Annotated in this window: 30 protein-coding genes; all 30 read right to left on the minus strand. The window is 64.7% G+C overall.

The window, feature by feature from the left end; all coding sequences use genetic code 11:
* Nucleotides 1–5: 5 nt before the first annotated feature.
* The gene (gene rplO / locus QN245_RS16680; protein WP_010340451.1) at nt 6–449 is read right to left on the minus strand and encodes a 50S ribosomal protein L15; all 444 of its coding nucleotides are present in this window, start codon (nt 447–449) and stop codon (nt 6–8) included.
* Nucleotides 450–455: 6 nt separating this feature from the next.
* Nucleotides 456–647 (minus strand): 50S ribosomal protein L30, encoded by a 192-nt coding sequence (gene rpmD / locus QN245_RS16685; protein ID WP_010340450.1) that lies wholly within the window; start codon nt 645–647, stop codon nt 456–458.
* On the minus strand, nt 640–1,185 hold the full coding sequence (gene rpsE, locus QN245_RS16690) for a 30S ribosomal protein S5 (RefSeq protein ID WP_160967019.1): 546 nt from the start codon (nt 1,183–1,185) through the stop codon (nt 640–642). Before rpsE ends, rpmD begins: the two co-directional genes overlap by 8 nt.
* A 155-nt stretch (nt 1,186–1,340) precedes the next feature.
* Nucleotides 1,341–1,700, minus strand: a complete 360-nt coding sequence (rplR, locus tag QN245_RS16695) for a 50S ribosomal protein L18 (protein ID WP_160967017.1) — start codon at nt 1,698–1,700, stop codon at nt 1,341–1,343.
* A gap of 87 nt (nt 1,701–1,787) precedes the next feature.
* The gene (rplF, locus tag QN245_RS16700; RefSeq protein ID WP_160967015.1) at nt 1,788–2,315 is read right to left on the minus strand and encodes a 50S ribosomal protein L6; all 528 of its coding nucleotides are present in this window, start codon (nt 2,313–2,315) and stop codon (nt 1,788–1,790) included.
* A gap of 16 nt (nt 2,316–2,331) precedes the next feature.
* Nucleotides 2,332–2,730 (minus strand): 30S ribosomal protein S8, encoded by a 399-nt coding sequence (gene rpsH / locus QN245_RS16705; protein WP_010340446.1) that lies wholly within the window; start codon nt 2,728–2,730, stop codon nt 2,332–2,334.
* A 254-nt stretch (nt 2,731–2,984) separates the two neighbouring features.
* Nucleotides 2,985–3,290 carry a 30S ribosomal protein S14 gene (rpsN, locus tag QN245_RS16710; protein WP_160967013.1) on the minus strand — a complete coding sequence of 102 codons (306 nt, stop codon included), beginning with the start codon at nt 3,288–3,290 and terminating at the stop codon, nt 2,985–2,987.
* Between the two features lie 107 nt (nt 3,291–3,397).
* Nucleotides 3,398–3,940: a 50S ribosomal protein L5 gene (rplE, locus tag QN245_RS16715; protein ID WP_010341606.1), complete on the minus strand. Its 543-nt coding sequence runs from the start codon at nt 3,938–3,940 to the stop codon at nt 3,398–3,400.
* Nucleotides 3,941–3,951: 11 nt separating this feature from the next.
* Complete coding sequence (gene rplX / locus QN245_RS16720) at nt 3,952–4,269, minus strand: 50S ribosomal protein L24 (RefSeq protein ID WP_160967011.1); 318 nt, start codon at nt 4,267–4,269, stop codon at nt 3,952–3,954.
* A gap of 15 nt (nt 4,270–4,284) precedes the next feature.
* Nucleotides 4,285–4,653, minus strand: a complete 369-nt coding sequence (gene rplN / locus QN245_RS16725; RefSeq protein ID WP_003486699.1) for a 50S ribosomal protein L14 — start codon at nt 4,651–4,653, stop codon at nt 4,285–4,287.
* Between the two features lie 14 nt (nt 4,654–4,667).
* Nucleotides 4,668–4,937: a 30S ribosomal protein S17 gene (gene rpsQ, locus QN245_RS16730; protein ID WP_010341599.1), complete on the minus strand. Its 270-nt coding sequence runs from the start codon at nt 4,935–4,937 to the stop codon at nt 4,668–4,670.
* An 11-nt stretch (nt 4,938–4,948) separates the two neighbouring features.
* Nucleotides 4,949–5,134 carry a 50S ribosomal protein L29 gene (gene rpmC, locus QN245_RS16735; protein WP_010341597.1) on the minus strand — a complete coding sequence of 62 codons (186 nt, stop codon included), beginning with the start codon at nt 5,132–5,134 and terminating at the stop codon, nt 4,949–4,951.
* Complete coding sequence (gene rplP, locus QN245_RS16740; protein ID WP_003470657.1) at nt 5,134–5,547, minus strand: 50S ribosomal protein L16; 414 nt, start codon at nt 5,545–5,547, stop codon at nt 5,134–5,136. Before rplP ends, rpmC begins: the two co-directional genes overlap by 1 nt.
* A gap of 5 nt (nt 5,548–5,552) precedes the next feature.
* Nucleotides 5,553–6,287 carry a 30S ribosomal protein S3 gene (rpsC, locus tag QN245_RS16745; RefSeq protein ID WP_160967009.1) on the minus strand — a complete coding sequence of 245 codons (735 nt, stop codon included), beginning with the start codon at nt 6,285–6,287 and terminating at the stop codon, nt 5,553–5,555.
* Nucleotides 6,288–6,304: 17 nt separating this feature from the next.
* Nucleotides 6,305–6,640, minus strand: a complete 336-nt coding sequence (gene rplV, locus QN245_RS16750) for a 50S ribosomal protein L22 (protein WP_003470663.1) — start codon at nt 6,638–6,640, stop codon at nt 6,305–6,307.
* A gap of 12 nt (nt 6,641–6,652) precedes the next feature.
* Entirely contained in the window at nt 6,653–6,922 is a 270-nt protein-coding gene (rpsS, locus tag QN245_RS16755) for a 30S ribosomal protein S19 (protein WP_003470666.1), read from the minus strand.
* 6 nt (nt 6,923–6,928) lie between these two features.
* Entirely contained in the window at nt 6,929–7,756 is an 828-nt protein-coding gene (gene rplB, locus QN245_RS16760) for a 50S ribosomal protein L2 (RefSeq protein ID WP_160967007.1), read from the minus strand.
* 10 nt (nt 7,757–7,766) lie between these two features.
* On the minus strand, nt 7,767–8,066 hold the full coding sequence (gene rplW, locus QN245_RS16765; protein WP_010341592.1) for a 50S ribosomal protein L23: 300 nt from the start codon (nt 8,064–8,066) through the stop codon (nt 7,767–7,769).
* On the minus strand, nt 8,063–8,668 hold the full coding sequence (rplD, locus tag QN245_RS16770; protein ID WP_048490092.1) for a 50S ribosomal protein L4: 606 nt from the start codon (nt 8,666–8,668) through the stop codon (nt 8,063–8,065). The genes rplW and rplD overlap by 4 nt, the downstream gene beginning before the upstream one ends.
* A 12-nt stretch (nt 8,669–8,680) precedes the next feature.
* Complete coding sequence (gene rplC / locus QN245_RS16775; RefSeq protein ID WP_010341590.1) at nt 8,681–9,331, minus strand: 50S ribosomal protein L3; 651 nt, start codon at nt 9,329–9,331, stop codon at nt 8,681–8,683.
* A gap of 11 nt (nt 9,332–9,342) precedes the next feature.
* A complete protein-coding gene (rpsJ, locus tag QN245_RS16780) occupies nt 9,343–9,654 on the minus strand; it encodes a 30S ribosomal protein S10 (RefSeq protein ID WP_010341589.1) in 312 nt (103 codons plus the stop codon).
* 477 nt (nt 9,655–10,131) lie between these two features.
* Nucleotides 10,132–11,322: an elongation factor Tu gene (gene tuf, locus QN245_RS16785; RefSeq protein WP_160966994.1), complete on the minus strand. Its 1,191-nt coding sequence runs from the start codon at nt 11,320–11,322 to the stop codon at nt 10,132–10,134.
* Between the two features lie 89 nt (nt 11,323–11,411).
* A complete protein-coding gene (gene fusA, locus QN245_RS16790) occupies nt 11,412–13,502 on the minus strand; it encodes an elongation factor G (RefSeq protein ID WP_160967005.1) in 2,091 nt (696 codons plus the stop codon).
* A gap of 140 nt (nt 13,503–13,642) precedes the next feature.
* Nucleotides 13,643–14,110: a 30S ribosomal protein S7 gene (gene rpsG, locus QN245_RS16795; protein WP_048490049.1), complete on the minus strand. Its 468-nt coding sequence runs from the start codon at nt 14,108–14,110 to the stop codon at nt 13,643–13,645.
* Nucleotides 14,111–14,121: 11 nt separating this feature from the next.
* On the minus strand, nt 14,122–14,499 hold the full coding sequence (gene rpsL, locus QN245_RS16800) for a 30S ribosomal protein S12 (RefSeq protein WP_160967003.1): 378 nt from the start codon (nt 14,497–14,499) through the stop codon (nt 14,122–14,124).
* Between the two features lie 229 nt (nt 14,500–14,728).
* Entirely contained in the window at nt 14,729–18,946 is a 4,218-nt protein-coding gene (rpoC, locus tag QN245_RS16805; protein WP_317843706.1) for a DNA-directed RNA polymerase subunit beta', read from the minus strand.
* 130 nt (nt 18,947–19,076) lie between these two features.
* Nucleotides 19,077–23,228 (minus strand): DNA-directed RNA polymerase subunit beta, encoded by a 4,152-nt coding sequence (rpoB, locus tag QN245_RS16810; RefSeq protein WP_317843707.1) that lies wholly within the window; start codon nt 23,226–23,228, stop codon nt 19,077–19,079.
* Between the two features lie 296 nt (nt 23,229–23,524).
* A complete protein-coding gene (gene rplL, locus QN245_RS16815) occupies nt 23,525–23,893 on the minus strand; it encodes a 50S ribosomal protein L7/L12 (RefSeq protein ID WP_010341338.1) in 369 nt (122 codons plus the stop codon).
* 63 nt (nt 23,894–23,956) lie between these two features.
* Nucleotides 23,957–24,499 (minus strand): 50S ribosomal protein L10, encoded by a 543-nt coding sequence (gene rplJ, locus QN245_RS16820; RefSeq protein ID WP_010341340.1) that lies wholly within the window; start codon nt 24,497–24,499, stop codon nt 23,957–23,959.
* Nucleotides 24,500–24,983: 484 nt separating this feature from the next.
* Entirely contained in the window at nt 24,984–25,682 is a 699-nt protein-coding gene (gene rplA, locus QN245_RS16825; RefSeq protein ID WP_160966997.1) for a 50S ribosomal protein L1, read from the minus strand.

Here is a 25,682-nt window from a genome sequence, read left to right on the forward strand (position 1 = left end):
GCGTGTTACTCCTGCACGCTGCCGCCGGCAGCTTCGATTGCCGCCTTGGCACCGGCGGTCGCGGCGACACCCTTCAGCACGAACTTCTTGGTCAGTTCGCCCTTCAGGACCACCTTGGCCTTCTTCGCGGTGCTCGGGACCAGCTTCGCGGCGCGCAGCGCAGCGAAATCGATCTCGCCGGCCGGCAGGTTGTCGAGCTGGTAGGACAGCACTTCGGCAGTGTCCTTGGCCATCTTCGAACGGAAGCCGATCTTCGGCAGACGGCGCTGCATGGGGGTCTGGCCGCCTTCGAAGCCAGCCTTGATCTTGCCGCCGCCCTTGCGCGCGAACGAACCCTTGTGGCCGCGGCCGGCGGTCTTGCCCAGGCCGGAACCGATGCCGCGACCGACGCGGGTGCGCTCGGTGCGCGCGCCCGGCGCGGGCTTCAGATCATTCAGATGCAAAGTCATGGTCGATTACTCCTCAACCTGGACGAGGTACTGAACCTTGTTGATCAGGCCGCGCACTTGCGGGCTGTCCTTCAGTTCGCGCACATCGTTGAGCTTGTTCAGGCCCAGGGCACGCACCGACAGGCGGTGACGCGACTGGGTACCACGCAGGCCGCGCACCAGGCGCACCTTCACCGTCTTGGTGGATTCATTAGCCATGGGTCAGATCCTCCACCTTCTTGCCGCGCTTGGCCGCGATGCGCGACGGCGACTGCATGTCTTCCAGGCCGCGCAGAGTCGCGCGCACCAGGTTGATCGGGTTGCGCGAGCCGACGGCCTTGGCCAGCACGTTCTTCACGCCCACCGCTTCCAGCACGGCGCGCATCGCGCCGCCGGCGATCACGCCGGTACCTTCCGAGGCCGGCATCATGAACACGCGCGCCGCGCCGTGGCCGGACTTCACCGGGTGCCACAGGGTGCCGTTGTTCAGATCGATGTTGAGCATGCCCTTGCGCGCATACTCCATCGACTTCTGGATCGCGACCGGCACTTCGCGCGCCTTGCCGTAACCGAAGCCGATCTTGCCGTTGCCGTCGCCGACCACGGTCAGCGCGGTGAAGGTGAACTGGCGACCGCCCTTGACCGTCTTGCTGACGCGGTTGACCGCGACCAGCTTCTCGATCATGCCGTCGTCGACTTTCTCTTCGCGGTTGCGGTCGCGATCACGACCCCGCGGTGCACGCTGTTCTTCAGCCATTGTGATGCCCTTGATAGAGGAAAAGATTTACGGCTTCGTTGCCGCTTGGAGTTGTGGTCTGGAGCCGTGTTCCCCGGGCGCGCGCAGAAGGCGCGCCAAGGTCCGATGCACCCCGCATCGACGGGACGGGCGCGGCAGTGCCGCACCCGCAAGGATCAGAACTGCAGGCCGCCTTCGCGCGCGGCGTCGGCCAGCGCCTTGATGCGGCCGTGGTAGCGGTAGCCCGAGCGGTCGAAGGCGACCTTCTCGACGCCCGCGGCCTTGGCGCGCTCGGCGATCAGCTTGCCGACCTTGGCGGCGGCGTCGCTGTTCTTGCCGTTCTTCAGGCCGTCCTTGACGTCGGCCTGCAGGGTGTTCGCCGCAGCGAGCACCTTGGAACCGTCGGCGGTGAAGACCTGCGCGTACAGGTGCTGGCCGGTGCGCAGCACCGACAGGCGGGCGACGCCGAGCTCGCGGATGTGAGCGCGGGTCGACTTGGCGCGACGCAGGCGGGCGATGTTCTTGTTGATGGTCATGTCTGTGTCCTACGGAAGCTGAAGGAAGCGAGGCGTTCGTGGGGAACCCGGCCTCGCAAGGCCGGACTCCTGGCGGAAGAACCTGGCTTAGGCCTTCTTGGCTTCCTTGCGAATGATGGCTTCACCGGCGTACTTCACACCCTTGCCCTTGTAGGGCTCCGGCGGACGGAAACCGCGGATCTTGGCGGCGACTTCGCCGACGCGCTGCTTGTCGGCGCCCTGCACCAGGATCTCGGTCTGCGTCGGCGCGGTCAGGGTGATGCCCTCCGGCGCGACGAACACGATCGGGTGCGAGAAACCGAGCGCCAGGCTCAGGTCCTTGCCCTGCATCGTGGCGCGGTAGCCGACGCCCACCAGCTCGAGCTTGCGCTCGAAGCCCGCGGACACGCCCTGCACCATGTTCGCCAGGATGGCGCGGACGGTGCCGGTGATCGCGATGTGCGACGGATCGTTCGCCGACAGCGTGGCGACACCGTTTTCCTGCTTGATTTCGACACCGGCCGGCTTGGCAAGCGACAGGGTGCCCTTCGGGCCCTTGACGCTGAACTGATCGGCCTGGACGGTGAGTTCGACGCCCTTCGGGAGGGAGATCGGCTTCTTGGCTACGCGGGACATGTGAGTGCTCCTTCCCTTAGGCCACGAAGCACAGGACTTCGCCACCGACGCCGGCCTGACGGGCCTGCGCATCGGTCATGATGCCCTTGGACGTGGAAATGATGGCAACGCCCAGACCGCCGAGAACCTTCGGCAGCTCGGTCTTGCCGCGATACTGGCGCAGACCCGAACGCGAAACGCGCTTGAGCGTATCGATGACCGGGCGGCCCTCGAAATACTTCAGCACGATTTCCAGTTCGGACTTGTTGTTCTCGATCGCGTTGACGCGCAGATCGCTGATGTAGCCTTCGGCCTTCAGCACTTCCGCGATCGCAACCTTGATCTTGGAGGACGGCATTTTCACCGTCGGCTTGCCAACCGCGGCCGCATTCTTGATGCGGACCAGCAGGTCGGCGATGGGATCAGTCATGCTCATGGTGTCTACCTTTGAGTGCACCGATATCCGCTTTCGCGAAAATCTTGTGTGGTGGAGCGGTGGAATGACGCAGGGGGTGAAGCGCGCAACCGCCGGAGAAACCCGCGGCGGCTGCCATACCCGTCCCTGCCGCGAGGCAAGGAGCGGGAGTATACGACAAAAAGTCCGACTTGCGTCGGACTCGTTGTCTGAACGACAAGTGGGCGGTCAGACCGCCCTGCCCGGCCCCGCGAACGGGACCGGCGCCGCTGGAATTACCAGCTGGCCTTGCGCAGGCCCGGAACGTCGCCGTTCATGGTCGCCTTGCGCAGCATGTTGCGGCCCAGGCCGAACTTGCTGTACACGCCACGCGGGCGGCCGGACAGTTCGCAACGGGTACGCTGGCGGCTCGGCGACGAATCGCGCGGCAGCTTCTGCAGCTTGGTCACGGCCTCGGCCTTCTCGTCGTACGAGGCGGTGCCGGAGGCGATGATCTTCTTCAGCGCATCACGCTTGTCGGCGAACTTCTTCGCCAGCTTCTTGCGCTTGATGTCGCGGTTGACCATGGAGGTCTTTGCCATCTGTAAATCCTCGGGATTCGAGATTGGGGATTTGAGATTTGCGGAACCCGGGGTGGCGGGCATGCGCCCTTCCATCCCGAATCCCGAATCCCGAATCCCGGCGTCAATCAGTTACGGAACGGGAACTTGAACGCTTCGAGCAGCGCCTTGGCTTCGGCGTCGGTCTTGGCGGTGGTGGTGATGGCGATATCCATACCGCGGATCGCATCGACGGCGTCGAAGTCGATTTCCGGGAAGATGATCTGCTCCTTCACGCCCATGTTGAAGTTGCCGCGGCCGTCGAACGAACGCCCCGAGACACCGCGGAAGTCGCGCACGCGCGGCAGCGAGATGTTGATCAGGCGGTCCAGGAACTCGTACATCTTGGCGCGACGCAGCGTGGTCTTGCAGCCGATCGGCCAGCCATCGCGGATCTTGAACGACGCCACCGAGATGCGCGACTTGGTCACCACCGGCTTCTGACCGGAGACCTTGGCCATGTCGGCGACGGCGTTTTCCAGGATCTTCTTGTTCGTCGCCGCCTCGCCCACGCCCATGTTCAGCGTGACCTTGACCAGCTTCGGCACTTCCATCGGATTGGTGTAACCGAACTTCTTCATCAGAGCCGGTACCACTTCTTCCTTGTAGATCTTTTCGAGACGGGAAGTCATTGTGTCATTCCTCAGGCGTCGAGCGCCTCACCGCTGGAGCGGAACACACGCAGTTTGCGTCCATCCTCCAGCACCTTGAAGCCAACGCGCTCGCCCTTGCCCGTCGCCGGGTTGACGATCGCCACGTTGGAAATATGGATCGACGCTTCGCGCTCGACCACGCCGCCGGCGACGCCCGCCTGCGGGTTCGGCTTGGTGTGGCGCTTGACGATGTTCGCGTTGGAGACGACCACGCGGTCGCCGTCGACGCGGACGACTTCGCCCTGCTTGCCCTTGTCCTTGCCGGTGGTGACGACGACCTGGTCGCCCTTCTTGATACGGTTAGCCATGTGTATGTCCTCCGCTCACAGCACTTCGGGAGCGAGCGAGACGATCTTCATGAACTTCTCGGAACGCAGCTCGCGGGTAACAGGCCCGAAGATGCGCGTGCCGATCGGCTCCTGCTTGTTGTTGAGCAACACCGCGGCGTTGCCGTCGAAGCGGATCAACGAACCGTCCGGACGACGCACACCCTTGCGGGTACGCACGACGACGGCGTCGTAGACTTCGCCCTTCTTGACCTTGCCGCGCGGGATCGCGTCCTTGACGGTGACCTTGATGATGTCGCCAATGTGCGCGTAGCGGCGCTTGGAGCCGCCCAGCACCTTGATGCACATCACTTCCTTGGCACCGGAATTGTCGGCGACGTCGAGGTAGCTCTGCATCTGGATCATGATTCAGATCTCCCTTATTCGGCCGCGCGGGTGACGATTTCCACCACCCGCCAGTTCTTGGTCTTGGACATCGGCGCAATCTCGGTCACGCGCACGACATCGCCTTCGTTGCAGGCGTTGTCGGCATCGTGGGCGTGGAGCTTGGTCGAGCGCTTGATGTACTTGCCGTACAGCGCATGCTTGACCTGACGCTCCACCAGCACGGTGACGGTCTTGTCCATCTTATTGCTGACCACACGGCCTTCGACCGTGCGCAGCGTCTTGCTTTCGTTATTGTCGCTCATCGCGGCCATCCTTACTTCGTGCTGCCGAGCAGGTGCTTGACGCGAGCGATCTCGCGGCGCACCCGGCGGGTTTCGTGAGTCTTCGGCAGCTGCCCGGTGACCTGCTGCATGCGCAGGGCGAACTGCTCCTTGCGCAGATCGGTCAGGTGGGCCTTCAGATCGTCGGCCGACTTCTCGCGGAGTTGTTTGATGTCCATCAGCGTACCGTCCGGGTCACGAAGGTGGTGGTCACCGAAAGCTTGGCAGCGGCCAGGCGGAACGCCTCGCGCGCGACATCTTCGCCGACACCTTCGATTTCATAGATCATGCGACCGGGCTGGATCTGCGCGACCCAGTACTCGACGTTACCCTTACCGGAGCCCATTCGCACTTCGATCGGCTTCTTGGTGATCGGCTTGTCCGGGAACACGCGGATCCACATCTTGCCGCCGCGCTTGACGTAGCGGCTGATCGAGCGGCGCGCCGCTTCGATCTGGCGCGCGGTCAGCTGACCGTGCGCCGTGGCCTTCAGCCCGTACTCGCCGAAGCTGACGGCGTTTCCGCTCCACGCCAGGCCGTCGTTACGACCCTTGTGCATCTTGCGGTATTTGGTTCGCTTGGGTTGCAACATTGCCGTTACCTCGCTTCACGGGCCGGACGCGACGGACGGTCGCCACGGTCGCCGCGATCATTACGATCGTTGCGCGGGGAATCGTCCTGCTTTTCCTGGCCAACCTGGGAGAAATCGAAGATCTCGCCCTTGTAGATCCAGACCTTGATGCCGATGATGCCGTAGGTCGTCTTGGCTTCAGCGAAGCCGTAGTCGATGTCGGCACGCAGCGTGTGCAGCGGCACGCGGCCTTCGCGGTACCACTCGGAACGGGCGATTTCCGCACCGTTCAGACGGCCGGCGACGTTGACCTTGATGCCCAAGGCACCCAGGCGCATCGCGTTGCCGACCGAGCGCTTCATCGCGCGGCGGAACATGATGCGACGCTCCAGCTGCTGCGCGATCGACTCGGCGACCAGCTGCGCGTCCAGCTCCGGCTTGCGCACTTCGGTGACGTTGATGTGGGCGGGGACGCCCATCATCTCGCTCACTTCCTTCCGCAGCTTCTCGATGTCCTCACCGCGCTTGCCGATCACCACGCCCGGGCGGGCGGTGTGGATCGTCACGCGCGCGGTCTTGGCCGGACGCTCGATCAGGATCTTGCTGATGCCCGCCTGCGCCAGCTTCTTGCGCAGCATTTCGCGGACCTTGAGGTCGGCCGCCAGGTAACCGGCGAACTCGCCCTTGTTGGCGTACCACTTGGAATTCCAGTCCTTGGCGATACCCAGGCGGATTCCGATCGGATGAACTTTATGACCCATCGTCTTTTCCTTTCCGCTTACTTGGCGGCGCCCACAACCACAGTGATGTGGCTGGTGCGCTTGAGGATGCGGGTACCGCGGCCTTTCGCCCGCGCCATGAAACGCTTCAGGGTCGGACCTTCATCAACCATGATGGTCTTGACCTTCAGCTCGTCGACATCCGCGCCCTGGTTGTTCTCGGCATTGGCGATCGCCGACTCCACCACCTTCTTGATCAGGTGGGCAGCCTTCTTGTCCGAGAACTTCAGCAGGTTGACCGCCCGCTCGGCGGAAAGACCGCGCACCTGGTCAGCGACCAGGCGGGCCTTCTGCGGGGAGATGCGCGCGGTGCGCAGGATTGCTTTCGCTTCCATCGTCATCTCTCCTTACCGGCTCGACTTCTTGTCGCCACCGTGACCCTTGAAGGTCCGGGTGACGGCAAATTCGCCGAGCTTGTGGCCGACCATGTTCTCGTTGACCAGCACCGGAACGTGGTTCTTGCCGTTATGCACGGCGATGGTGAAACCCACCATCTCCGGCAGGATCATCGAACGTCGCGACCAGGTCTTGATCGGACGCTTGCTGCCGGCCGCGGCCTCCACCTTCTTGACGAGGTGGTGATCGACGAACGGGCCCTTCTTGAGTGAACGTGCCATGGTCGATTAGCCCCTACGATCGCGGACGATGAATTGTTCGGTGCGCTTGTTATGGCGCGTCTTGTAACCCTTGGTCGGGACACCCCACGGGGTGACCGGATGCGGATTACCCTGACCGGCCTTCGCCTCACCACCACCGTGCGGGTGGTCGACCGGGTTCATGGCCGCACCGCGAACGGTCGGACGCACGCCGCGCCAGCGCTTCGCGCCCGCCTTGCCCAGCTTCTCGAGGTTGTGCTCGTCGTTGCCGACTTCGCCGATGGTGGCGCGGCACTCGGCCGGCACCTTGCGCATTTCGCCGGAGCGCAGACGCAGGGTGGCGTAGATGCCTTCACGCGCGACCAGCTGCACCGCGGCGCCGGCGGCACGCGCAATCTGCGCGCCCTTGCCCGGCTTCAGCTCGATCCCGTGGACGGTGGTACCGACCGGGATGTTGCGCAGCGGCAGGGTGTTGCCGGTCTTGATCGGCGCATCCGAACCCGCGATCACCTGGTCGCCGGCCTTCAGGCCCTTCGGCGCGATGATGTAGCGGCGCTCGCCGTCGGCGTAGCACAGCAGGGCGATATGGGCGGTGCGGTTGGGATCGTATTCGATCCGCTCCACGCGCGCCGGGATACCTTCCTTGTTGCGCTTGAAGTCGATGACGCGGTAGTGCTGCTTGTGGCCACCGCCGACGTGGCGGGTGGTGATGCGGCCGTGGTGGTTACGACCACCGGACTTGCTCTGCTTTTCCACCAGTGCAGCGTGCGGGGCGCCCTTGTGCAGATCGGGCGTGACCACGCGCACGGCCGAACGACGGCCTGCGGAGGTGGGCTTGAATTTCATCAATGGCATGGGATGTACCTCAGGCCTTGGCCGTTACGTCGATGGACTGGCCTTCGGCCAGACGCACGTACGCCTTGCGCCAATCGCCGCGACGACCGCTGCGCGAACGGAAGGACTTGTTCTTGCCCTTGACGTTCAACACGTTGACCGACTCGACCTTGACGTCGAACAGCTGCTCGACCGCGGCCTTGACATCGGCCTTGGTGGCTTCGTTCGAAATCTCGAAGACGTACTGATTGGAGAGTTCCTGCAGGCGCGCGGTCTTTTCGGAGACACGCGGAGCGCGCAGCACGCTGAAGATTTTTTCGTTGCTGCTCATGCCAGCCACTCCTCGACCTTCTTGACCGCATCGGCGGTGATCACGACCGTATCGGCCCCGACCAGCGACACCGGATCCAGGCCCTGCACGTCGCGCACTTCCACGTAGGGAAGGTTGCGGGCGGACAGGTACAGATGCTCGGACGCTTCTTCGGTCACGATCAGCGGGCGCTTGCCCACTTCCAGACCCTTCAGCTTCTCAATCAGGCCCTTGGTCTTGCTGGCCTCGACGTCGAACGCGTCGACGACCATCAGGCGGCCCTGGCGGTTCAGTTCCGAGAGGATCGCGCAGATGGCCGCGCGGTACATCTTGCGGTTGACCTTCTGCTCGAAGCTGCGCGGCTTGGCCGCGAAGGTCACGCCACCGCCGACGAAGATCGGAGCGGTCAGCGCGCCGTGGCGAGCGCCACCGCCCTTCTGCTTCTTCGACTTCTTGGTGGTGCCGTTGACTTCCGAACGCGTCTTCTGCGCCTTGGTGCCGGCGCGGCCGGCGTTGCGATAAGCGACGACGACCTGGTGAACCAGATCCTCGCTGAAATCGCGGCCGAACACGGCATCGGAGACCGAGACCTTGTTGTTGCTACCCGTGATAACGAGTTCCATCGTCATCTCTCCTTATGCCTTGCTAGCCGGACGCACGATCACGTCGCCACCGGCAGCGCCAGGCACAGCGCCGCGAATGGCGATCAGGCCACGCTCGACGTCGACCTTGACCACTTCCAGATTCTGCGTGCTCTGCTGCACCGCGCCCATGTGGCCGGACATCTTCTTGCCCGGGAAAACGCGACCCGGGGTCTGGCGCTGACCCAGCGAACCCGGCGCGCGATGCGACAGCGAGTTACCGTGGGTGGCATCGCCCATGCGGAAGTTGTGCCGCTTGATGGTGCCCTGGAAGCCCTTACCCTTGGTGACGCCCTGGACGTCGACCTTCTGGCCGACGGCGAAGATGTCCGCCTTGATTTCGCCGCCGACGGCGAACTCGCCCAGCTGCGCGTCCTCGACGCGGAACTCCCACAGGCCGCGACCCGCTTCGACCTTCGCCTTGGCGAAATGGCCGGACGCCGGCTTGTTGACCAGCGCGGCGCGACGGGCGCCCACGGTGATCTGCACGGCGCTGTAGCCGTCGGCTTCGACGGTCTTGAGCTGGGTGATGCGGTTCGGGGTCGCTTCGATCAGGGTGACCGGGATGGAGCGGCCGTCTTCGGTGAAGACGCGGCTCATGCCGGCCTTGCGGCCCACGAAGCCCAACGAATACTTCTTCGTCATGGTCGTAGTCCTCAGGTCAACTTGATCTGGACATCGACGCCAGCCGCGAGCTCGAGCTTCATCAGCGCGTCCACGGTCTTGTCGTTGGGGTCGACGATGTCGAGCACGCGCTTGTGCGTGCGGGTCTCGTACTGGTCACGCGCGTCCTTGTCGACGTGCGGGGAAACGAGGATGGTGTAGCGTTCGATCTTGGTCGGCAGCGGGATCGGGCCACGCACTTGCGCGCCGGTCCGCTTGGCCGTCTCGACGATCTCGCTGGCCGAACGGTCGATCAAACGATGATCGAACGCCTTCAGCCGAATCCGGATCTTTTGGTCCGCCATGACGGTGGGTTCCTTCGTTAAAAGAGCGACGGGCAAGGCCTCTGGGATACCTGCCCCGGTTGTTTCCTGATAGTCGTACCGCAGAGCATCCGGCTCGGCGGGGGCATTCCTTCCGCCCCAAAAACTGGGGCAGACCAGTCGACCCGGCCTGCCCAGACGGAAAAGTATAATGCGCAGCTAGAGCAGCGTCAACAACTCGGGGTTGTTGAGTGCTCCATGCGACGCGACCTTCCCGGTCCTGCGAACACGAGCGGCGTCCTGCCTCTCTTTTCGCTGTCTTGCCGGCGCCCTACCCAGGAACGCCGAGCCGCGCATTATAGCGACGACTTCACGCCTCCGCAACACCTCGCGGCAACAAATCGCCAGAACGTTCGCATGCCCGGAAACGACGAAGGGCCGGCTTGCGCCGACCCTTCGCGATGCCGACGACCGCAGTCGCTGGCGAATCCAACCGGCGGCCTTGGCCGCCGGAGGGCATTACTTGATGATCTTGGCCACCACGCCGGCGCCGACGGTCCGGCCGCCTTCGCGGATCGCGAAGCGCAGGCCTTCGTCCATCGCCACCGGGTTGATCAGCGTCACCACCATCTTGACGTTGTCGCCCGGCATCACCATCTCCACGCCTTCCGGCAGCTGGCACGCGCCAGTGATATCGGTGGTGCGGAAGTAGAACTGCGGGCGATAGCCCTTGAAGAACGGGGTGTGACGGCCGCCCTCGTCCTTCGACAGCACGTACACTTCGGCTTCGAAGTCGGTATGCGGCTTGATCGAACCCGGCTTGCACAGCACCTGGCCGCGCTCCACGTCGTCACGCTTGGTGCCGCGCAGCAGCAGGCCCGCGTTGTCGCCCGCCTGGCCCTGGTCCAGCAGCTTACGGAACATTTCCACGCCGGTCACGGTGGTCTTCTGCGTCGCACGGATGCCGACGATTTCGATTTCGTCGCCCACCTTGATGATGCCGCGCTCGATACGGCCGGTCACCACGGTGCCGCGGCCCGAGATCGAGAACACGTCTTCCACCGGCATCAGGAACGGCTTGTCCACGTCGCGCTGCGGCTCCGGGATGAACGAGTCCAGCGCGTCCACCAGCTTCAGGATCGCCGGCACGCCGATCTCGCTCTGGTCGCCTTCCAGCGCCAGGCGGGCCGAACCGTGGATGATCGGGGTGTCGTCGCCCGGGAAGTCGTACTTGCTCAGCAGCTCGCGCACTTCCATCTCGACCAGCTCGAGCAGTTCGGCGTCGTCGACCATGTCGGCCTTGTTCAGGAACACCACGATGTGCGGCACGCCGACCTGACGCGACAGCAGGATGTGCTCGCGGGTCTGCGGCATCGGGCCGTCAGCGGCCGAGCACACCAGGATCGCGCCGTCCATCTGCGCCGCACCGGTGATCATGTTCTTGACGTAGTCCGCGTGACCCGGGCAATCCACGTGCGCGTAGTGGCGCGTCGGGGATTCGTATTCCACGTGGGCGGTCGAGATCGTGATGCCGCGCGCCTTCTCTTCCGGCGCCGCGTCGATCGCGTCGTACGCCTTGAACTCGCCGCCGAAGCGCTCTGCGCCGATCTTGGTCAGCGCCGCGGTCAGCGTGGTCTTGCCGTGGTCGACGTGACCGATGGTGCCGACGTTGACGTGCGGCTTGGTGCGCTCGAACTTACCCTTTGCCATGTCTCTCTACCTCGTGATTCGTATTGGGGGAACAGAGAGCGGGATGCGGCGCGGACCTGGTCCGCCGCACGCATCCCGTCGCTCTAATCTCAGCTCTTCTTGATGACCGCTTCGGCGATGTTGGCCGGCGCTTCAGCGTAGTGGTCGAACTCCATCGAGAAGGTGGCGCGACCCTGCGACATCGAGCGCAGCGTGGTGGCGTAGCCGAACATTTCGCCCAGCGGCACCATCGCGTTGATCACCTTGCCCGACGGGCTGTCGTCCTGGCCCTGCAGGATGCCGCGACGACGGCTGACGTCGCCCATCACATCGCCCAGGTAGTCTTCCGGCGTCACCACCTCGACCTTCATGATCGGCTCCAGCAGCACCGGGTTGGCCTTGTTGAAGCCTTCCTTGAAGCCCATCGAGCCGGCGATCTTGAACGCCATTTCCGAGGAGTCGACGTCATGGTACGAACCGTCGATCAGGCGCACCTTGACGTCCACGATCGGGTAGCCGGCCATCACGCCGTTGGCCACCGCTTCCTGGATGCCCTTGTCCACCGCCGGGATGTATTCCTTCGGCACCACGCCGCCGACGATCGCGTTCTCGAAGGTGTAGCCCAGGCCACGCTCCTGCGGCTCGATCTCGAGCACGACATGACCGTACTGGCCCTTACCGCCGGACTGACGCACGAACTTGCCTTCCTGCTTGACCGCCTTGCGGATGGTCTCGCGGTAGGCCACCTGCGGCTTGCCGACGTTGGCTTCGACGTTGAACTCGCGCTTCATGCGGTCGACCATGATTTCCAGGTGCAACTCGCCCATGCCGCGGATGATGGTCTGGCCGGATTCCTCGTCGGTGTTGACGCGGAACGAGGGATCTTCCTGCGCCAGACGGCTCAGCGCGATGCCCATCTTTTCCTGGTCCGACTTGGTCTTCGGCTCGACCGCCATCGAGATCACCGGCTCCGGGAACACCATGCGCTCCAGGATGATGATGTTGTCCTGCGCGCACAGCGTGTCGCCGGTGGTGACGTCCTTCAGGCCCACCGCCGCGGCGATGTCGCCCGCGCGCACTTCCTTGATCTCTTCGCGGTTGTTGGAGTGCATCTGCAGGATGCGACCCACGCGCTCCTTCTTCGACTTGACCGGGTTGTACACCTGGTCGCCCGAGTTCAGCGTGCCGGAGTAGACGCGGAAGAAGGTCAGCGAGCCGACGAACGGGTCGGTCATGATCTTGAACGCCAGCGCCGAGAACGGCGCGGTGTCGGTGGCCGGACGGCTGTCTTCCTTGTCGTCCTCGTCGATACCCTTGACCGGCGGACGATCGCTGGGCGACGGCAGCAGCTGGATCACGCCGTCGAGCATCGCCTGCACGCCCTTGTTCTTGAACGCGGTACCGCAGTACACCGGCACCACTTCCACCTTCAGGGTGCGCTCGCGCAGGCCATTGACGATCTCGGCCTCGGACAGGTCGCCCTCGTTGAGGTACTTGTCCATCAGGTCTTCGTTGGCTTCGGCGGCGGCCTCGACCATGAACGCACGCGCTTCGGTGGCCTTGTCGGCCAGGTGCGCGGGGATCTCACGGTACTCGAACACGGTGCCCTGCGAAGCGGTATCCCAATGGACCGCCTTCATCTTGATCAGGTCGACCACGCCTTCGAAGCCGTCTTCGGCGCCGATCGGCACCTGCATCGGCACCGGGTACGCACCCAGGCGCGACTTCAGCTGCTCGACCACCTTGTCGAAGTTGGCACCGGTGCGGTCCATCTTGTTGACGAACGCAAGGCGCGGCACCGCGTACTTGTTGGCCTGACGCCACACGGTCTCGGACTGCGGCTGCACGCCACCGACCGCACACAGCACGAACACCGCGCCATCGAGCACGCGCAGCGAACGCTCGACTTCGATGGTGAAGTCGACGTGCCCGGGGGTATCGATGATGTTGAAGCGGTGCTGCGGCAGCGACTTGTCCATGCCGCTCCAGAACGCCGTGGTGGCCGCGGAGGTGATGGTGATGCCACGCTCCTGCTCCTGCTCCATCCAGTCCATCGTCGCGGCACCGTCATGCACCTCGCCGATCTTGTGGCTGACGCCGGTGTAGAACAGGATGCGTTCGGAGGTGGTGGTCTTGCCGGCATCGATGTGGGCCATGATGCCGAAGTTGCGGTAACGCTCGATGGGAGTGGTACGGGCCACAGGGAGCCTCTCAAATTTCTTGGATTTCGGATGGCCGAACGCCGCCTTGCGGCGGCCTTCGGATTTGTGCCGCGCGCGACGGCGCAGCTAGCAGCACTTCTAGATAGTGCTGACGGGCCCCGTTTCCAAGGCCCGGAAGGTCACCAGCGGTAGTGCGCGAACGCCTTGTTCGCTTCCGCCATGCGGTGAGTCTCTTCACGCTTCTTGATGGCGCCACCACGGTTTTCCGAGGCGTCGACCAGCTCGGCCGCCAGCTTGCGCGGCATCGAGTTCTCGCCACGCTTGCGCGCCGAGTCGATCAGCCAGCGCATCGCCAGCGCCATGCGACGGGAGGAACGCACCTCGACCGGCACCTGATAGGTGGCACCGCCGACGCGGCGCGACTTGACTTCGACCGCCGGAGCGACGTTGTCCAGCGCCTTCTGCACCAGCTCGACCGCATTGGGGTTCTTCTCGCCGATGACGTCCATCGCGCCGTACACGATCTTTTCGGCGACCGACTTCTTGCCGCTCAGCATCACCATGTTGATGAAGCGGGCGATGGTTTCACTCCCGTGCTTGGGATCCGGGAGAACGGCGCGCTGCGGCGTATTACCTTTACGTGACATGTGTGCTTCCCTTAGCTCTTCTTCGGACGCTTGGCGCCGTACTTGGAACGACCCTGGCGACGCTTGGCGACGCCGGCGGCATCGAGCGAACCGCGCACGGTGTGGTAGCGCACGCCCGGCAGATCCTTGACGCGACCGCCGCGGATCAGGACCACGGAGTGCTCCTGCAGGTTGTGGCCTTCGCCGCCGATGTAGCTGATGACCTCTTCCTGGTTGGTCAGGCGCACCTTGGCGACCTTACGCAGGGCCGAGTTCGGCTTCTTCGGGGTGGTGGTGTACACGCGCGTGCAGACGCCACGGCGCTGCGGGCACTTGTCCAGCGCCGGAGAGGCGCTCTTGTAGGTGGTCGCCTGCCGCGGCTTGCGGACCAGCTGGTTGATCGTCGCCATCAGGTAGATTCTTCTGATTGAGGCCGTCGGGCCTGGATGCGTGAAAACGAAGGCAGGCCGAAGGACGGCCTGCCGAGACAGGAAAGTATAGCGGGCAAGTCAAAGCGCCGTCAACACAACGGAATTTTTACTTGCTGGCCCATCCGGGGCCGGAATACGGGGCGCGTCCGCTGCGCCCCCTTTCACTTGGAACGACGGTCCCGCGGACGGGACCGGTCCGGCTTGCTGTTTACTCTTCGCTGCCGGCAGCCGTCGGCGCGGGAGCTTCGACCGCCGGCTCGGCGCTGCCGCCGGACAGGGTCTGCATTTCCGACTCGGTCAGGCCGCTGGCATTGCGACGGCGCAGGCTGTGGTACGCCAGGCCGGTACCGGCCGGGATCAGACGGCCCACGATCACGTTTTCCTTCAGACCGCGCAGCGTGTCGCTGGTGCCGCGGACCGCCGCCTCGGTGAGCACGCGGGTGGTCTCCTGGAACGACGCGGCCGAGATGAACGACTCGGTCGCCAGCGAGGCCTTGGTGATGCCCAGCAGCACCGGGTCGTACTTGGCCGGCAGTTCGTTGCGGGCCGCCAGGCGGGCGTTCTCCTCGATGACGCGCTGGCGCTCGGCCTGCTCGCCATTGAGGAACTTGCTGCTGCCCTGGTCGGTGATCTCGACCTTGCGCAGCATCTGCCGGGTGATGACCTCGATGTGCTTGTCGTTGATCTTCACGCCCTGCAGGCGGTACACGTCCTGGATTTCCTTGACCAGGTACGCGGCCAGCGGCTCGACGCCCAGCAGACGCAGGATGTCCTGCGGGCTCGGCTCGCCGTCCACCACGGTTTCGCCCTTGGCCACGTGTTCGCCTTCGAACACGATGATCTGGCGGTACTTCGGGATCAGCTCTTCGTGCTCCGACCCATCGGTGTCCTTGATGATCAGGCGCTGCTTGCCCTTGGTGTCCTTGCCGAAGCTGATGATGCCCGAGCGCTCGGCCAGGATCGCCGGATCCTTCGGCTTGCGCGCTTCGAACAGATCCGCCACGCGCGGCAGACCACCGGTGATGTCGCGGGTCTTGGACGCTTCCTGCGGGATCTTCGCGACCACGTCGCCGACGCCGACCGCGGCGCCATCCTGCAGGTTGACGATCGAGCGCGGCGGCAGCAGGTACTGCGCCGGCAGATCGGTGCCCGGGATGGTCAGGTCGTTGCCCTTGGCATCGACGATGCGCACGATCGGGCGCAGGTCCTTGGCCTGGGTGCCGCGACGCTTCGGATCGGTGATTTCGCGCGAGGCCAGGCCGGTCAGCTCGTCGGTCTTCTCGATGACGGTGACGCCGTCGATGAAGTCGATGAAGCGGATGAAACCGGCCACTTCCGACACGATCGGGTGGTTATGCGGATCCCAGTTCGCCACCGACTGGCCGGCCTTGACGGCGTCGCCGTCCTTGGCGGTGATGGTGGCGCCGTACGGCAGCTTGTAGCGCTCGCGCTCGCGGCCGTGGCCGTCGAGCACCGACAGTTCGCCCGAACGCGACACCGCCACCAGCGAACCGTTGGCGTGCTCGACCGACTTCAAGTTGTTGAACTTGATCGAACCGGTGGTCTTGACCGTGATGTTGTCCACCGCCGCCGCACGCGAAGCCGCGCCGCCGATGTGGAAGGTACGCATGGTCAGCTGGGTACCCGGCTCGCCGATCGACTGCGCGGCGATGACGCCCACCGCTTCGCCGATGTTGACCAGGTGGCCACGGGCCAGGTCGCGGCCGTAGCAGCGTGCGCACACGCCGAACGCCGATTCGCAGGTGATGGTCGAGCGGACCTTGACCGACTGCACGCCGGCCTCTTCCAGCTTGGCCACCCACTGCTCGTCGAGCAGGGTGTTGCGGGTGACGATCGGATCCTCGTCGTTGCCCGGCAGGAACACGTCCTCGGCCACCACGCGGCCGAGCACGCGGTCGCGCAACGGCTCGACCACGTCGCCGCCTTCCACGATCGGGGTCATGGTCAGGCCGTCGGTGGTGCCGCAATCCGGCTCGGTGATCACCACGTCCTGCGCCACGTCGACCAGGCGACGGGTCAGGTAACCGGAGTTGGCGGTCTTCAGCGCGGTATCGGCCAGACCCTTACGGGCACCGTGGGTGGAGTTGAAGTACTCCTGCACGTTCAGGCCTTCGCGGAAGTTCGCCTTGATCGGCGTCTCGATGATCGAGCCGTCCGGGCGGGCCATCAGGCCGCGCATGCCGGCCAGCTGACGGATCTGCGCCTGCGAACCACGCGCGCCGGAGTCGGCCATGATGTACAGCGAGTTCATCGACTTCTGGTCGATGGTCTCGCCCTTGGCGTTGACCACCTTCTCGGTGCCGATGGTGTCCATCATCGCCTTGGCGATGCGCTCGTTGGTGCGCGACCAGATGTCCACGACCTTGTTGTAGCGCTCGCCGGCGGTGACCAGACCGGACTGGTACTGCTCCTGGATTTCCAGCACTTCCTGCTCGGCTTCGCCGAGGATGCCCTTCTTCTCCGACGGGATCAGCATGTCGTCGATGCCGATCGACACGCCGGCGCGGGTCGCGTAGGCGAAGCCGGTGTACATCAGCTTGTCGGCGAACACGACGCTGTCCTTCAGACCAAGCTGACGGTAGCTGGAGTTGATCAGGCGGCTGATGTTCTTCTTGGTCAGCTCGGTGTTGGCCAGCGCGAACGGCAGGCCTTCCGGCAGGATCTCGGCCAGCAGCGCGCGCCCGATCGTGGTGTCCACGATCGAGGTCTTCTTGCTGCGGTTGCCTTCCTCGTCGATCACCGTCTCGGTGATGCGGACCTTGACCTTGGCGTGCAGTTCGACCGCACGGTTGTCGTAGGCGCGCTTCACTTCGGCGATGTTGGCGAACACCATGCCCTCGCCCTTCTTGTTCTCCAGGGCGCGGCTCATGTAATACAGGCCCAGCACCACGTCCTGCGACGGCACGATGATCGGCTCGCCGTTGGCCGGCGACAGGATGTTGTTGGTGGACATCATCAGCGCGCGCGCTTCCAGCTGCGCTTCCAGCGACAGCGGCACGTGCACGGCCATCTGGTCACCGTCGAAGTCGGCGTTGAACGCGGTGCAGACCAGCGGGTGCAGCTGGATCGCCTTGCCTTCGATCAGCACCGGCTCGAACGCCTGGATGCCCAGACGGTGCAGGGTCGGCGCACGGTTCAGCAGCACCGGGTGCTCGCGGATCACCTCTTCCAGGATGTCCCAGACTTCGGCTTCTTCGCGCTCGACCAGCTTCTTGGCGGCCTTGATGGTGGTGGCCAGGCCGCGACGCTGCAGCTTGGCGAACACGAACGGCTTGAACAGCTCCAGCGCCATCTTCTTCGGCAGGCCGCACTCGTGCAGACGCAGGGTCGGGCCGACCACGATCACCGAACGGCCGGAGTAGTCCACGCGCTTGCCGAGCAGGTTCTGACGGAACCGGCCCTGCTTGCCCTTGATCATGTCGGCCAGCGACTTCAGCGGACGCTTGTTGGTGCCGGTGATGGCACGGCCGCGGCGGCCGTTGTCCAGCAGCGCATCGACCGATTCCTGCAGCATGCGCTTTTCGTTGCGCACGATGATGTCCGGCGCGTTCAGCTCGAGCAGGCGGCGCAGGCGGTTGTTGCGGTTGATGACGCGGCGGTACAGGTCGTTCAGATCGGAGGTCGCGAAGCGGCCGCCGTCCAGCGGCACCAGCGGACGCAGATCCGGCGGCAGCACCGGCAGCACGGTCATCACCATCCACTCCGGACGGTTGCCGGACTCGATGAAGGCCTCGATCAGCTTGATGCGCTTGGTCAGGCGCTTGAGCTTGGTTTCCGAACCGGTGCTGGCGATCTCTTCGCGCAGGCGGGTCATTTCCGACTGCAGGTCGATGGTGCGCAGCAGCTCGTACACCGCCTCGGCGCCCATGGCGGCGTCGAAGTCGTCGCCGTGCTCCTGGCGCGCGGTCAGGTACTGCTCTTCGGTCAGCAGCTGGCGGCGCTCCAGGGCGGTCAGGCCCGGCTCGGTCACCACGTAGGCTTCGAAGTACAGCACGCGCTCGATGTCACGCAGGGTCATGTCCAGCATCAGGCCGATGCGCGACGGCAGCGACTTCAGGAACCAGATGTGCGCGACCGGCGAAGCCAGGTCGATGTGGCCCATGCGCTCGCGGCGCACCTTGGCCAGGGTCACTTCGGTGCCGCACTTCTCGCAGACCACGCCACGGTGCTTCATGCGCTTGTACTTGCCGCACAGGCACTCGTAATCCTTGATCGGGCCGAAGATGGCGGCGCAGAACAGGCCGTCGCGCTCGGGCTTGAAGGTCCGGTAGTTGATGGTTTCCGGCTTCTTCACTTCGCCGAAGGACCACGAACGGATCAGGTCCGGCGAGGCCAGCGCGATCTTGATCGCGTCGAAGTCCAGCGTCTGGCGCTGCTGGTTGAAGAGGTTGAGCAGGTCTTTCATTTGATTTCTCCGGGAATCGGGAATAGCGAATAGGGAATCGTTGGAAGCGGAGAGTCGGGACAGGAAACGCGGGCGGCCTGTCGGCACACGCCCGGGCGGTTTCCTAGTCCCGACTCCTCATTCCCTGCCCTCAGTCTTCCAGTTCCATGTTGATCGCCAGCGAGCGGATTTCCTTCACCAGCACGTTGAAGGACTCCGGCATGCCGGCGACCATCTCGTGCTCACCGTCGACGATGTTCTTGTACATCTGGTTACGACCCTGCACGTCGTCGGACTTCACCGTCAGCATTTCCTGCAGGGTGTAGGCCGCGCCGTAGGCTTCCAGCGCCCAGACTTCCATTTCGCCGAAGCGCTGGCCGCCGAACTGCGCCTTGCCGCCCAGCGGCTGCTGGGTGACCAGCGAGTACGGGCCGGTGGAGCGCGCGTGCATCTTGTCGTCGACCAGGTGGTTCAGCTTCAGCATGTGCATGTAGCCGACCGTGGTGTGGCGATCGAACGCCTCGCCGGTGCGGCCGTCGTACAGCTGGGTCTGGCCGCTGATCGGCAGGTCGGCGAGTTCGAGCATGTGCTTGATCTCGGCCTCGGTCGCACCGTCGAACACCGGGGTGGCCATCGGCACGCCGTCGGTCAGGTTCTTCGACAACGACAGCAGCTCCGCGTCGCTGAACTGGTCCAGGTCCACGCGGTCCTCGCCCAGCTTCTGGTCGTGGTTGTAGATCTGCGCCAGGAACTTGCGCAGGTCGGCGACCTTGGTCTGAGCCTCGAGCATGTTCTGGATCTTGCGACCCAGGCCCTTGGCAGCCCAGCCCAGGTGCACTTCCAGCACCTGACCGATGTTCATACGCGACGGCACGCCCAGCGGGTTCAGCACGATGTCCACGGTCTCGCCGTTGGCCATGTACGGCATGTCCTCGATCGGCTGGATCATCGACACGACACCCTTGTTGCCGTGGCGACCGGCCATCTTGTCGCCGGGCTGGATGCGGCGCTTCACCGCCAGGAACACCTTGACCATCTTCAGCACGCCCGGGGCGAGGTCGTCGCCGGCAGTGATCTTGCCGCGCTTGTCGGCGAAGCGACGCTCGAACTCCTTCTCGTGCGCCTGGATCTGCTTCTGGGCGCGTTCGATCGCCTCGGAGGCGTCCTCGTCCTTCATGCGCAGCGCGAACCAGTCGGACTTCTTCAGGCCGTCCAGGTAGGCGTCGCTGATGGTGTCGCCCTTCTTCAGGTTCGGACCGCCGTTGGCGACCTTGCCGATCAGCTGGCCACGCAGACGCGCATAGATCGCGCTTTCCAGGATACGGAACTGGTCGTCGAAGTCCTTCTTGACCCGCTTGATCTCGTTTTCCTCGATCTGGCGGGCGCGCTTGTCCTTCTCGATGCCGTCGCGGGTGAACACCTGCACGTCGATGACGGTGCCGTCCATGCCCGGCGGCACGCGCAGCGAGCTGTCCTTCACGTCCGAGGCCTTCTCGCCGAAGATCGCGCGCAGCAGCTTCTCTTCCGGGGTCAGCTGGCTCTCGCCCTTCGGCGTGACCTTGCCGACCATGATGTCGCCGGCGCGCACTTCCGCACCGATGTACACCACGCCGCTCTCGTCCAGACGGTTCAGCGCCTGCTCGGACACGTTGGGGATGTCGGCGGAGATTTCCTCCGGCCCCAGCTTGGTGTCGCGCGCCACGCAGGTCAGCTCTTCGATGTGGATCGTGGTGTAGCGATCCTCTTCCACCACGCGCTCGGAGAGCAGGATGGAGTCTTCGAAGTTGTAGCCGTTCCACGGCATGAACGCGATCAGCATGTTCTGGCCCAGGGCCAGCTCGCCGATGTCGGTCGAGGGACCGTCGGCCAGCACGTCGCCGCGCGCGATCACGTCGCCCACGTTCACCAGCGGACGCTGGTTGATGCAGGTGTTCTGGTTGGAGCGGGTGTACTTGATCAGGTTGTAGATGTCGACGCCGGCGTCGGTGCCGCCGCCGATCTCGGCCTCGTTGACCTTGACCACGATGCGGCCGGCGTCGATCTGCTCGATCACGCCGCCACGGCGGGCGTTCACGGTCACGCCCGAGTCGCGCGCCACCGCACGCTCGATGCCGGTGCCGACCAGCGGCTTCTGCGCACGCAGCGTCGGCACGGCCTGGCGCTGCATGTTCGCGCCCATCAGCGCGCGGTTGGCGTCATCGTGCTCCAGGAACGGCACCAGCGCGGCCGCGATCGACACGGTCTGCATCGGCGACACGTCCATGAAGTGCACTTCCGCCGGCGGCTTCAGCAGCGACTCGCCCTGGTAACGGCACGGCACGAACTGCTCGGTCAGGCGGCTCTTGGCGTCGTGCAGCGCGTTGGCCTGCGCGATGACGTACTCGTTCTCTTCGATCGCCGACAGGTATTCGACCTCGTCGGTGATCTGGCCGTCCACGACCTTACGGTACGGCGTCTCCAGGAAGCCGTACTGGTTGGTGCGGGCATACACCGCCAGCGAGTTGATCAGGCCGATGTTCGGGCCTTCCGGGGTTTCGATGGTGCAGACGCGGCCGTAGTGGGTCGGATGCACGTCGCGCACTTCGAAGCCGGCGCGCTCGCGGGTCAGACCGCCCGGACCCAGCGCGGAGACGCGACGCTTGTGCGTCACTTCCGACAGCGGGTTGTTCTGGTCCATGAACTGCGACAGCTGCGAGGAGCCGAAGAACTCCTTGATCGCGGCGGCCACCGGCTTGGCGTTGATCAGCTCCTGCGGGGTCAGGCCTTCGGACTCGGCCATCGACAGACGCTCCTTGACCGCGCGCTCGACGCGGACCAGGCCCACGCGGAACACGTTCTCGGCCATTTCGCCGACCGAACGCACGCGACGGTTGCCCAGGTGGTCGATGTCGTCGACCACGCCGCGGCCATTGCGGATCTCGGTCAGGACCTTGATCACGTCCAGGATGTCGGAGCTGTCGGCGTGCTCGGCGACCAGGCGCTTGGACTCCTCGTCGCTGCGCTCGCCGAAGTACTTCTTGTCGTACAGCACCGACTCGCCGGTGACTTCCTTGCGGCCGACACGGCGGTTGAACTTCATGCGGCCGACCGTGGACAGGTCGTAGCGCTCGAAGGTGAAGAACAGGTTGTGGAACAGGTTCTGCGCGGCGTCCTTGGTCGGCGGCTCGCCCGGGCGCATCATGCGGTAGATCTCGACCAGCGCCTCGAGCTGGGTCTTGGTCGGATCGATGCGCAGGGTGTTGGACAGGTACGGACCGCGATCCAGGTCGTTGACCCACAGCGTGCCCACGGCGTCGACGCCGGCCTTGCGGAACGCGGTCAGCTGATCTTCGCTGATCTCGTCGTTGGCGCTGGCCAGCAGTTCGCCGGTCGAGGCATCGACCACGTCGTGCGACAGGATGCGGCCGACCAGGTACTCGTCGGGCACGGCCAGCGCGGCGATGCCGGAGGCCTCGAGCTGCTTGACGTGGCGCGCGGTGATGCGCTTGCCGGCTTCGACGATGACCTTGTCGCCATCGGCCAGGTCGAAGTTCAGGGTCTCGCCGCGCAGGCGCTCGGGCACCAGCTCCAGCTGCACGCCTTCCTTCGGGTCGATGTGGAAGGTGTTGATCTCGAAGAACTCGGACAGCATCTCCTCGTTCGAGTAGCCGAGCGCGCGCAGCAGGATCGACACCGGCAGCTTGCGGCGGCGGTCGATACGGGTGAACAGCGCGTCCTTCGGGTCGAACTCGAAGTCCAGCCAGGAGCCGCGGTACGGAATGATGCGGGCGCTGTACAGCAGCTTGCCCGAGCTGTGGGTCTTGCCGCGGTCGTGGTCGAAGAACACGCCCGGCGAGCGGTGCAGCTGCGAGACGATGACGCGCTCGGTGCCGTTGACGATGAAGGTGCCGTTGTCGGTCATCAGCGGGATCTCGCCGAGGTAGACCTCCTGCTCCTTGACGTACTTGATCGCCTTGGTCGAGGACTCGCGATCGTAGATCACCAGGCGCACGGTCACGCGCAGCGGCGCGCCGTAGCTCATGCCGCGCTGGCGGCATTCACGCTCGTCGAACACCGGTTCGCCGAGCTTGTAGCCGACGTACTCCAGCGCCGCGTTGCCGCTGTAGCTGGAGATCGGGAACACCGATTTCAGGGCCGCGTGCAGGCCGTGGTCCGAACGCTTGTTCGGGTCGGTGTTCTCCTGCAGGAACTCGCGGTAGGAATCCACCTGGATGGCGAGCAGGAACGGCACTTCGAGGATCGAGCGCTGCTTGCCGAAGTCCTTGCGGATACGCTTCTTTTCGGTGAACGAATAAGACGTCATGAGGTATCACCTTGGCTGATGCGGGCCACGCGTCCGCGGCCCTGAGTGAACATAAATTGTCAGTTGGAAGTCGCTGGTATTGCCGGCACCAGCACGCCTTCTCCCGCTACTTCCAACTACCAACTCGATGAGAACGAGATTGGGGATGAGGGGATTCGGGATGGGTCGACGACCGCCTCTCGAATCTCCGATGCCGAATATCCAATCCCGGCATTGCAACAACGGCCAAAGGCCGGGGGCTTTCGCCCCCAGCCTTCAGTGCATCGCCTTGAACGGCTGGCGATGCAAGGGACTGCTTACTTGACTTCGACCTTCGCGCCAGCGGCTTCCAGGTCCTTCTTGAACTTGTCGGCGTCTTCCTTGGACACGGCTTCCTTCAGCACGCCGCCGGCCTCGGTGAGGTCCTTGGCTTCCTTCAGGCCCAGGCCGGTGATGGCGCGGACGGCCTTGATGACGTCGACCTTCTTGGCGCCGGCGTCGATCAGGATGACGTTGAACTCGGTCTGCTCTTCGACCGGAGCGGCGGCCACGGCCGGACCGGCAGCGGCGACCGGGGCGGCGGCGGAGACGCCGAACTTGTCTTCGATGGCCTTGACCAGCTCCATCACTTCCATGAGGGTCTTTTCGGCGATTGCGTCGACGATCTGCTCGTTAGACAGGGACATTGTGATTACCTTTGGAATTTTTTCTGGATGAGGTTCTAGTGAACCGTTTCAGGTGTCGCGAACTTAAGCCGTTTCGGCTGGGGCTTCCGCTTCGGCGTCGGCGGGAGCGGCGTCGCCGCCACCCTGCTTGTCGCCCACAGCCTTGACCGCACGGGCGAACATGCTCGCCGGCTCGGCCAGGACGCGTGCCAGCATGGCCAGCGCCTGCTCGCGGGTCGGCAGCGACGCCAACACCTCGAGATGAGCGGCCGGATACAGCTGACCACCCAGCGACACGACCTTGGCCTGCAGCTTGTCGTTACCCTTGGCGAATTCCTTGATCAGACGACCGGCAGCGCCGGGTTCTTCCGTCGAGAACGCATACAGCAGCGGACCGACCAGCGCGTCCTGGACGCACTCGTATTCGGTACCGGCAACGGCACGCGCGGCCAGGGTGTTCTTGACAACACGCAAGTACACACCGGTTTCGCGCGCCTTCTTGCGCATCGCGGTCATTTGCGAGACCGTGATGCCGGCGTACTCGGCAGCAACCAAGGAGTGGGCCTTCGCGGCGACGTCGGCCAGTTCGGCGACGACTTCTTGCTTCTGGGACAGATTGAGAGCCATTGCACTCCTCCGTTAAAGCCGGGAGTTGAAATGCGCGACCTGGGATGCGTCAGGAGCGATACCGCCGCTCTTGCCAATCCCCAATCCCGAATCCCGAATCCCTGCTTCAAACTTACTCCGCTCGCGGCTCCTGCCGCTTGCGGTCCTGGGCGGCCTCCTTCCTGGATGCCGGGGATGCCGCATGGCATCCCAGTTGGTGGCCGTTCCAGACCTGGAGTGAGCGCGCCCGGAACCCCGGGTTGGCCTGCACCAGAAAAACTCCAGAAAGGCGGCACCATCTACGCCGGCACATCCCCGAGGGGACTGGATTAAGCGATCCCGCTGTACCGACGGCGACTCCTTGCCATTGCGAGCTTCCGTGCCCGTCGTCGGTGTGCGCAGACCGCGCCTGCGGTCTTTGACGGCTTCGCGTCGGGTTGCCCCTGGCGACGCCTTCAAAAGGGTGAAACCGGCGCCGCACCTCGCGGGCGGCGCCGTGTTGCGATTACTTCAGGGACAGCGACGCCTGATCGACGGTGACGCCCGGACCCATGGTCGAGCTCACCGAGATCTTCTGCAGGTAGGTGCCCTTCGAGGTCGCCGGCTTGGCCTTGACCAGGTCCAGCAGCAGCGCCTGCAGGTTGCTCTTCAGCGCGTCGTCTTCGAAGCTGGCCTTGCCGATGGTGCAGTGGATGATGCCGGCCTTGTCGGTGCGGTAGCGCACCTGGCCCGACTTGGCGTTCTTGACCGCTTCGGCCGGGTTGGCGGACACGGTGCCGACCTTGGGGTTCGGCATCAGGCCGCGCGGGCCCAGCAGGGTGCCCAGCTTGCCGACGACGCGCATCGCGTCCGGGGTGGCGATGACCACGTCGTAGTTCAGGTCGCCACCCTGCATCTTCTCGGCCAGGTCGTCCATGCCGACGGCTTCGGCACCGGCGGCCAGCGCCTCATCGGCCTTGGCGCCGGCGGGGGCGAACACCGCCACGCGCACGCTCTTGCCGGTACCGGCCGGCAGCACGGTGGAACCGCGCACCTGCTGGTCGGACTTCTTCGCGTCCACGCCCAGGCGCACGGCCACGTCGACGGCTTCGACGAACTTGGCCTTGCTGGTGGTCTTGACGATCTTCAGCGCTTCGTCGATCGAATACGCCTTGCCCGGCTGCACCGCAGCACGGATCGCTTTCTGTCGCTTGGTCTGTGCCAT

Origin of the sequence: Xanthomonas rydalmerensis, from assembly GCF_033170385.1 — a bacterium.
Taxonomy (GTDB): Bacteria; Pseudomonadota; Gammaproteobacteria; order Xanthomonadales; family Xanthomonadaceae; genus Xanthomonas_A; species Xanthomonas_A rydalmerensis.

Excerpts from the sequence above, each read along its gene's own strand:
- rplO (WP_010340451.1), bottom strand. The coding sequence starts at position 449 with ATGACTTTGCATCTGAATGATCTGAAGCCCGCGCCGGGCGCGCGCACC.
- rpmD (WP_010340450.1), bottom strand. The coding sequence starts at position 647 with ATGGCTAATGAATCCACCAAGACGGTGAAGGTGCGCCTGGTGCGCGGC.
- rpsE (WP_160967019.1), bottom strand. The coding sequence starts at position 1,185 with ATGGCTGAAGAACAGCGTGCACCGCGGGGTCGTGATCGCGACCGCAAC.
- rplR (WP_160967017.1), bottom strand. The coding sequence starts at position 1,700 with ATGACCATCAACAAGAACATCGCCCGCCTGCGTCGCGCCAAGTCGACC.
- rplF (WP_160967015.1), bottom strand. The coding sequence starts at position 2,315 with ATGTCCCGCGTAGCCAAGAAGCCGATCTCCCTCCCGAAGGGCGTCGAA.
- rpsH (WP_010340446.1), bottom strand. The coding sequence starts at position 2,730 with ATGAGCATGACTGATCCCATCGCCGACCTGCTGGTCCGCATCAAGAAT.
- rpsN (WP_160967013.1), bottom strand. The coding sequence starts at position 3,290 with ATGGCAAAGACCTCCATGGTCAACCGCGACATCAAGCGCAAGAAGCTG.
- rplE (WP_010341606.1), bottom strand. The coding sequence starts at position 3,940 with ATGACTTCCCGTCTCGAAAAGATCTACAAGGAAGAAGTGGTACCGGCT.
- rplX (WP_160967011.1), bottom strand. The coding sequence starts at position 4,269 with ATGGCTAACCGTATCAAGAAGGGCGACCAGGTCGTCGTCACCACCGGC.
- rplN (WP_003486699.1), bottom strand. The coding sequence starts at position 4,653 with ATGATCCAGATGCAGAGCTACCTCGACGTCGCCGACAATTCCGGTGCC.
- rpsQ (WP_010341599.1), bottom strand. The coding sequence starts at position 4,937 with ATGAGCGACAATAACGAAAGCAAGACGCTGCGCACGGTCGAAGGCCGT.
- rpmC (WP_010341597.1), bottom strand. The coding sequence starts at position 5,134 with ATGGACATCAAACAACTCCGCGAGAAGTCGGCCGACGATCTGAAGGCC.
- rplP (WP_003470657.1), bottom strand. The coding sequence starts at position 5,547 with ATGTTGCAACCCAAGCGAACCAAATACCGCAAGATGCACAAGGGTCGT.
- rpsC (WP_160967009.1), bottom strand. The coding sequence starts at position 6,287 with ATGGGTCATAAAGTTCATCCGATCGGAATCCGCCTGGGTATCGCCAAG.
- rplV (WP_003470663.1), bottom strand. The coding sequence starts at position 6,640 with ATGGAAGCGAAAGCAATCCTGCGCACCGCGCGCATCTCCCCGCAGAAG.
- rpsS (WP_003470666.1), bottom strand. The coding sequence starts at position 6,922 with ATGGCACGTTCACTCAAGAAGGGCCCGTTCGTCGATCACCACCTCGTC.
- rplB (WP_160967007.1), bottom strand. The coding sequence starts at position 7,756 with ATGCCATTGATGAAATTCAAGCCCACCTCCGCAGGCCGTCGTTCGGCC.
- rplW (WP_010341592.1), bottom strand. The coding sequence starts at position 8,066 with ATGAGCAGCAACGAAAAAATCTTCAGCGTGCTGCGCGCTCCGCGTGTC.
- rplD (WP_048490092.1), bottom strand. The coding sequence starts at position 8,668 with ATGGAACTCGTTATCACGGGTAGCAACAACAAGGTCTCGGTCTCCGAT.
- rplC (WP_010341590.1), bottom strand. The coding sequence starts at position 9,331 with ATGACGAAGAAGTATTCGTTGGGCTTCGTGGGCCGCAAGGCCGGCATG.
- rpsJ (WP_010341589.1), bottom strand. The coding sequence starts at position 9,654 with ATGGCGGACCAAAAGATCCGGATTCGGCTGAAGGCGTTCGATCATCGT.
- tuf (WP_160966994.1), bottom strand. The coding sequence starts at position 11,322 with ATGGCAAAGGGTAAGTTCGAGCGCACCAAGCCGCACGTCAACGTCGGC.
- rpsG (WP_048490049.1), bottom strand. The coding sequence starts at position 14,110 with ATGTCACGTAAAGGTAATACGCCGCAGCGCGCCGTTCTCCCGGATCCC.
- rpsL (WP_160967003.1), bottom strand. The coding sequence starts at position 14,499 with ATGGCGACGATCAACCAGCTGGTCCGCAAGCCGCGGCAGGCGACCACC.
- rpoC (WP_317843706.1), bottom strand. The coding sequence starts at position 18,946 with ATGAAAGACCTGCTCAACCTCTTCAACCAGCAGCGCCAGACGCTGGAC.
- rpoB (WP_317843707.1), bottom strand. The coding sequence starts at position 23,228 with ATGACGTCTTATTCGTTCACCGAAAAGAAGCGTATCCGCAAGGACTTC.
- rplL (WP_010341338.1), bottom strand. The coding sequence starts at position 23,893 with ATGTCCCTGTCTAACGAGCAGATCGTCGACGCAATCGCCGAAAAGACC.
- rplJ (WP_010341340.1), bottom strand. The coding sequence starts at position 24,499 with ATGGCTCTCAATCTGTCCCAGAAGCAAGAAGTCGTCGCCGAACTGGCC.
- rplA (WP_160966997.1), bottom strand. The coding sequence starts at position 25,682 with ATGGCACAGACCAAGCGACAGAAAGCGATCCGTGCTGCGGTGCAGCCG.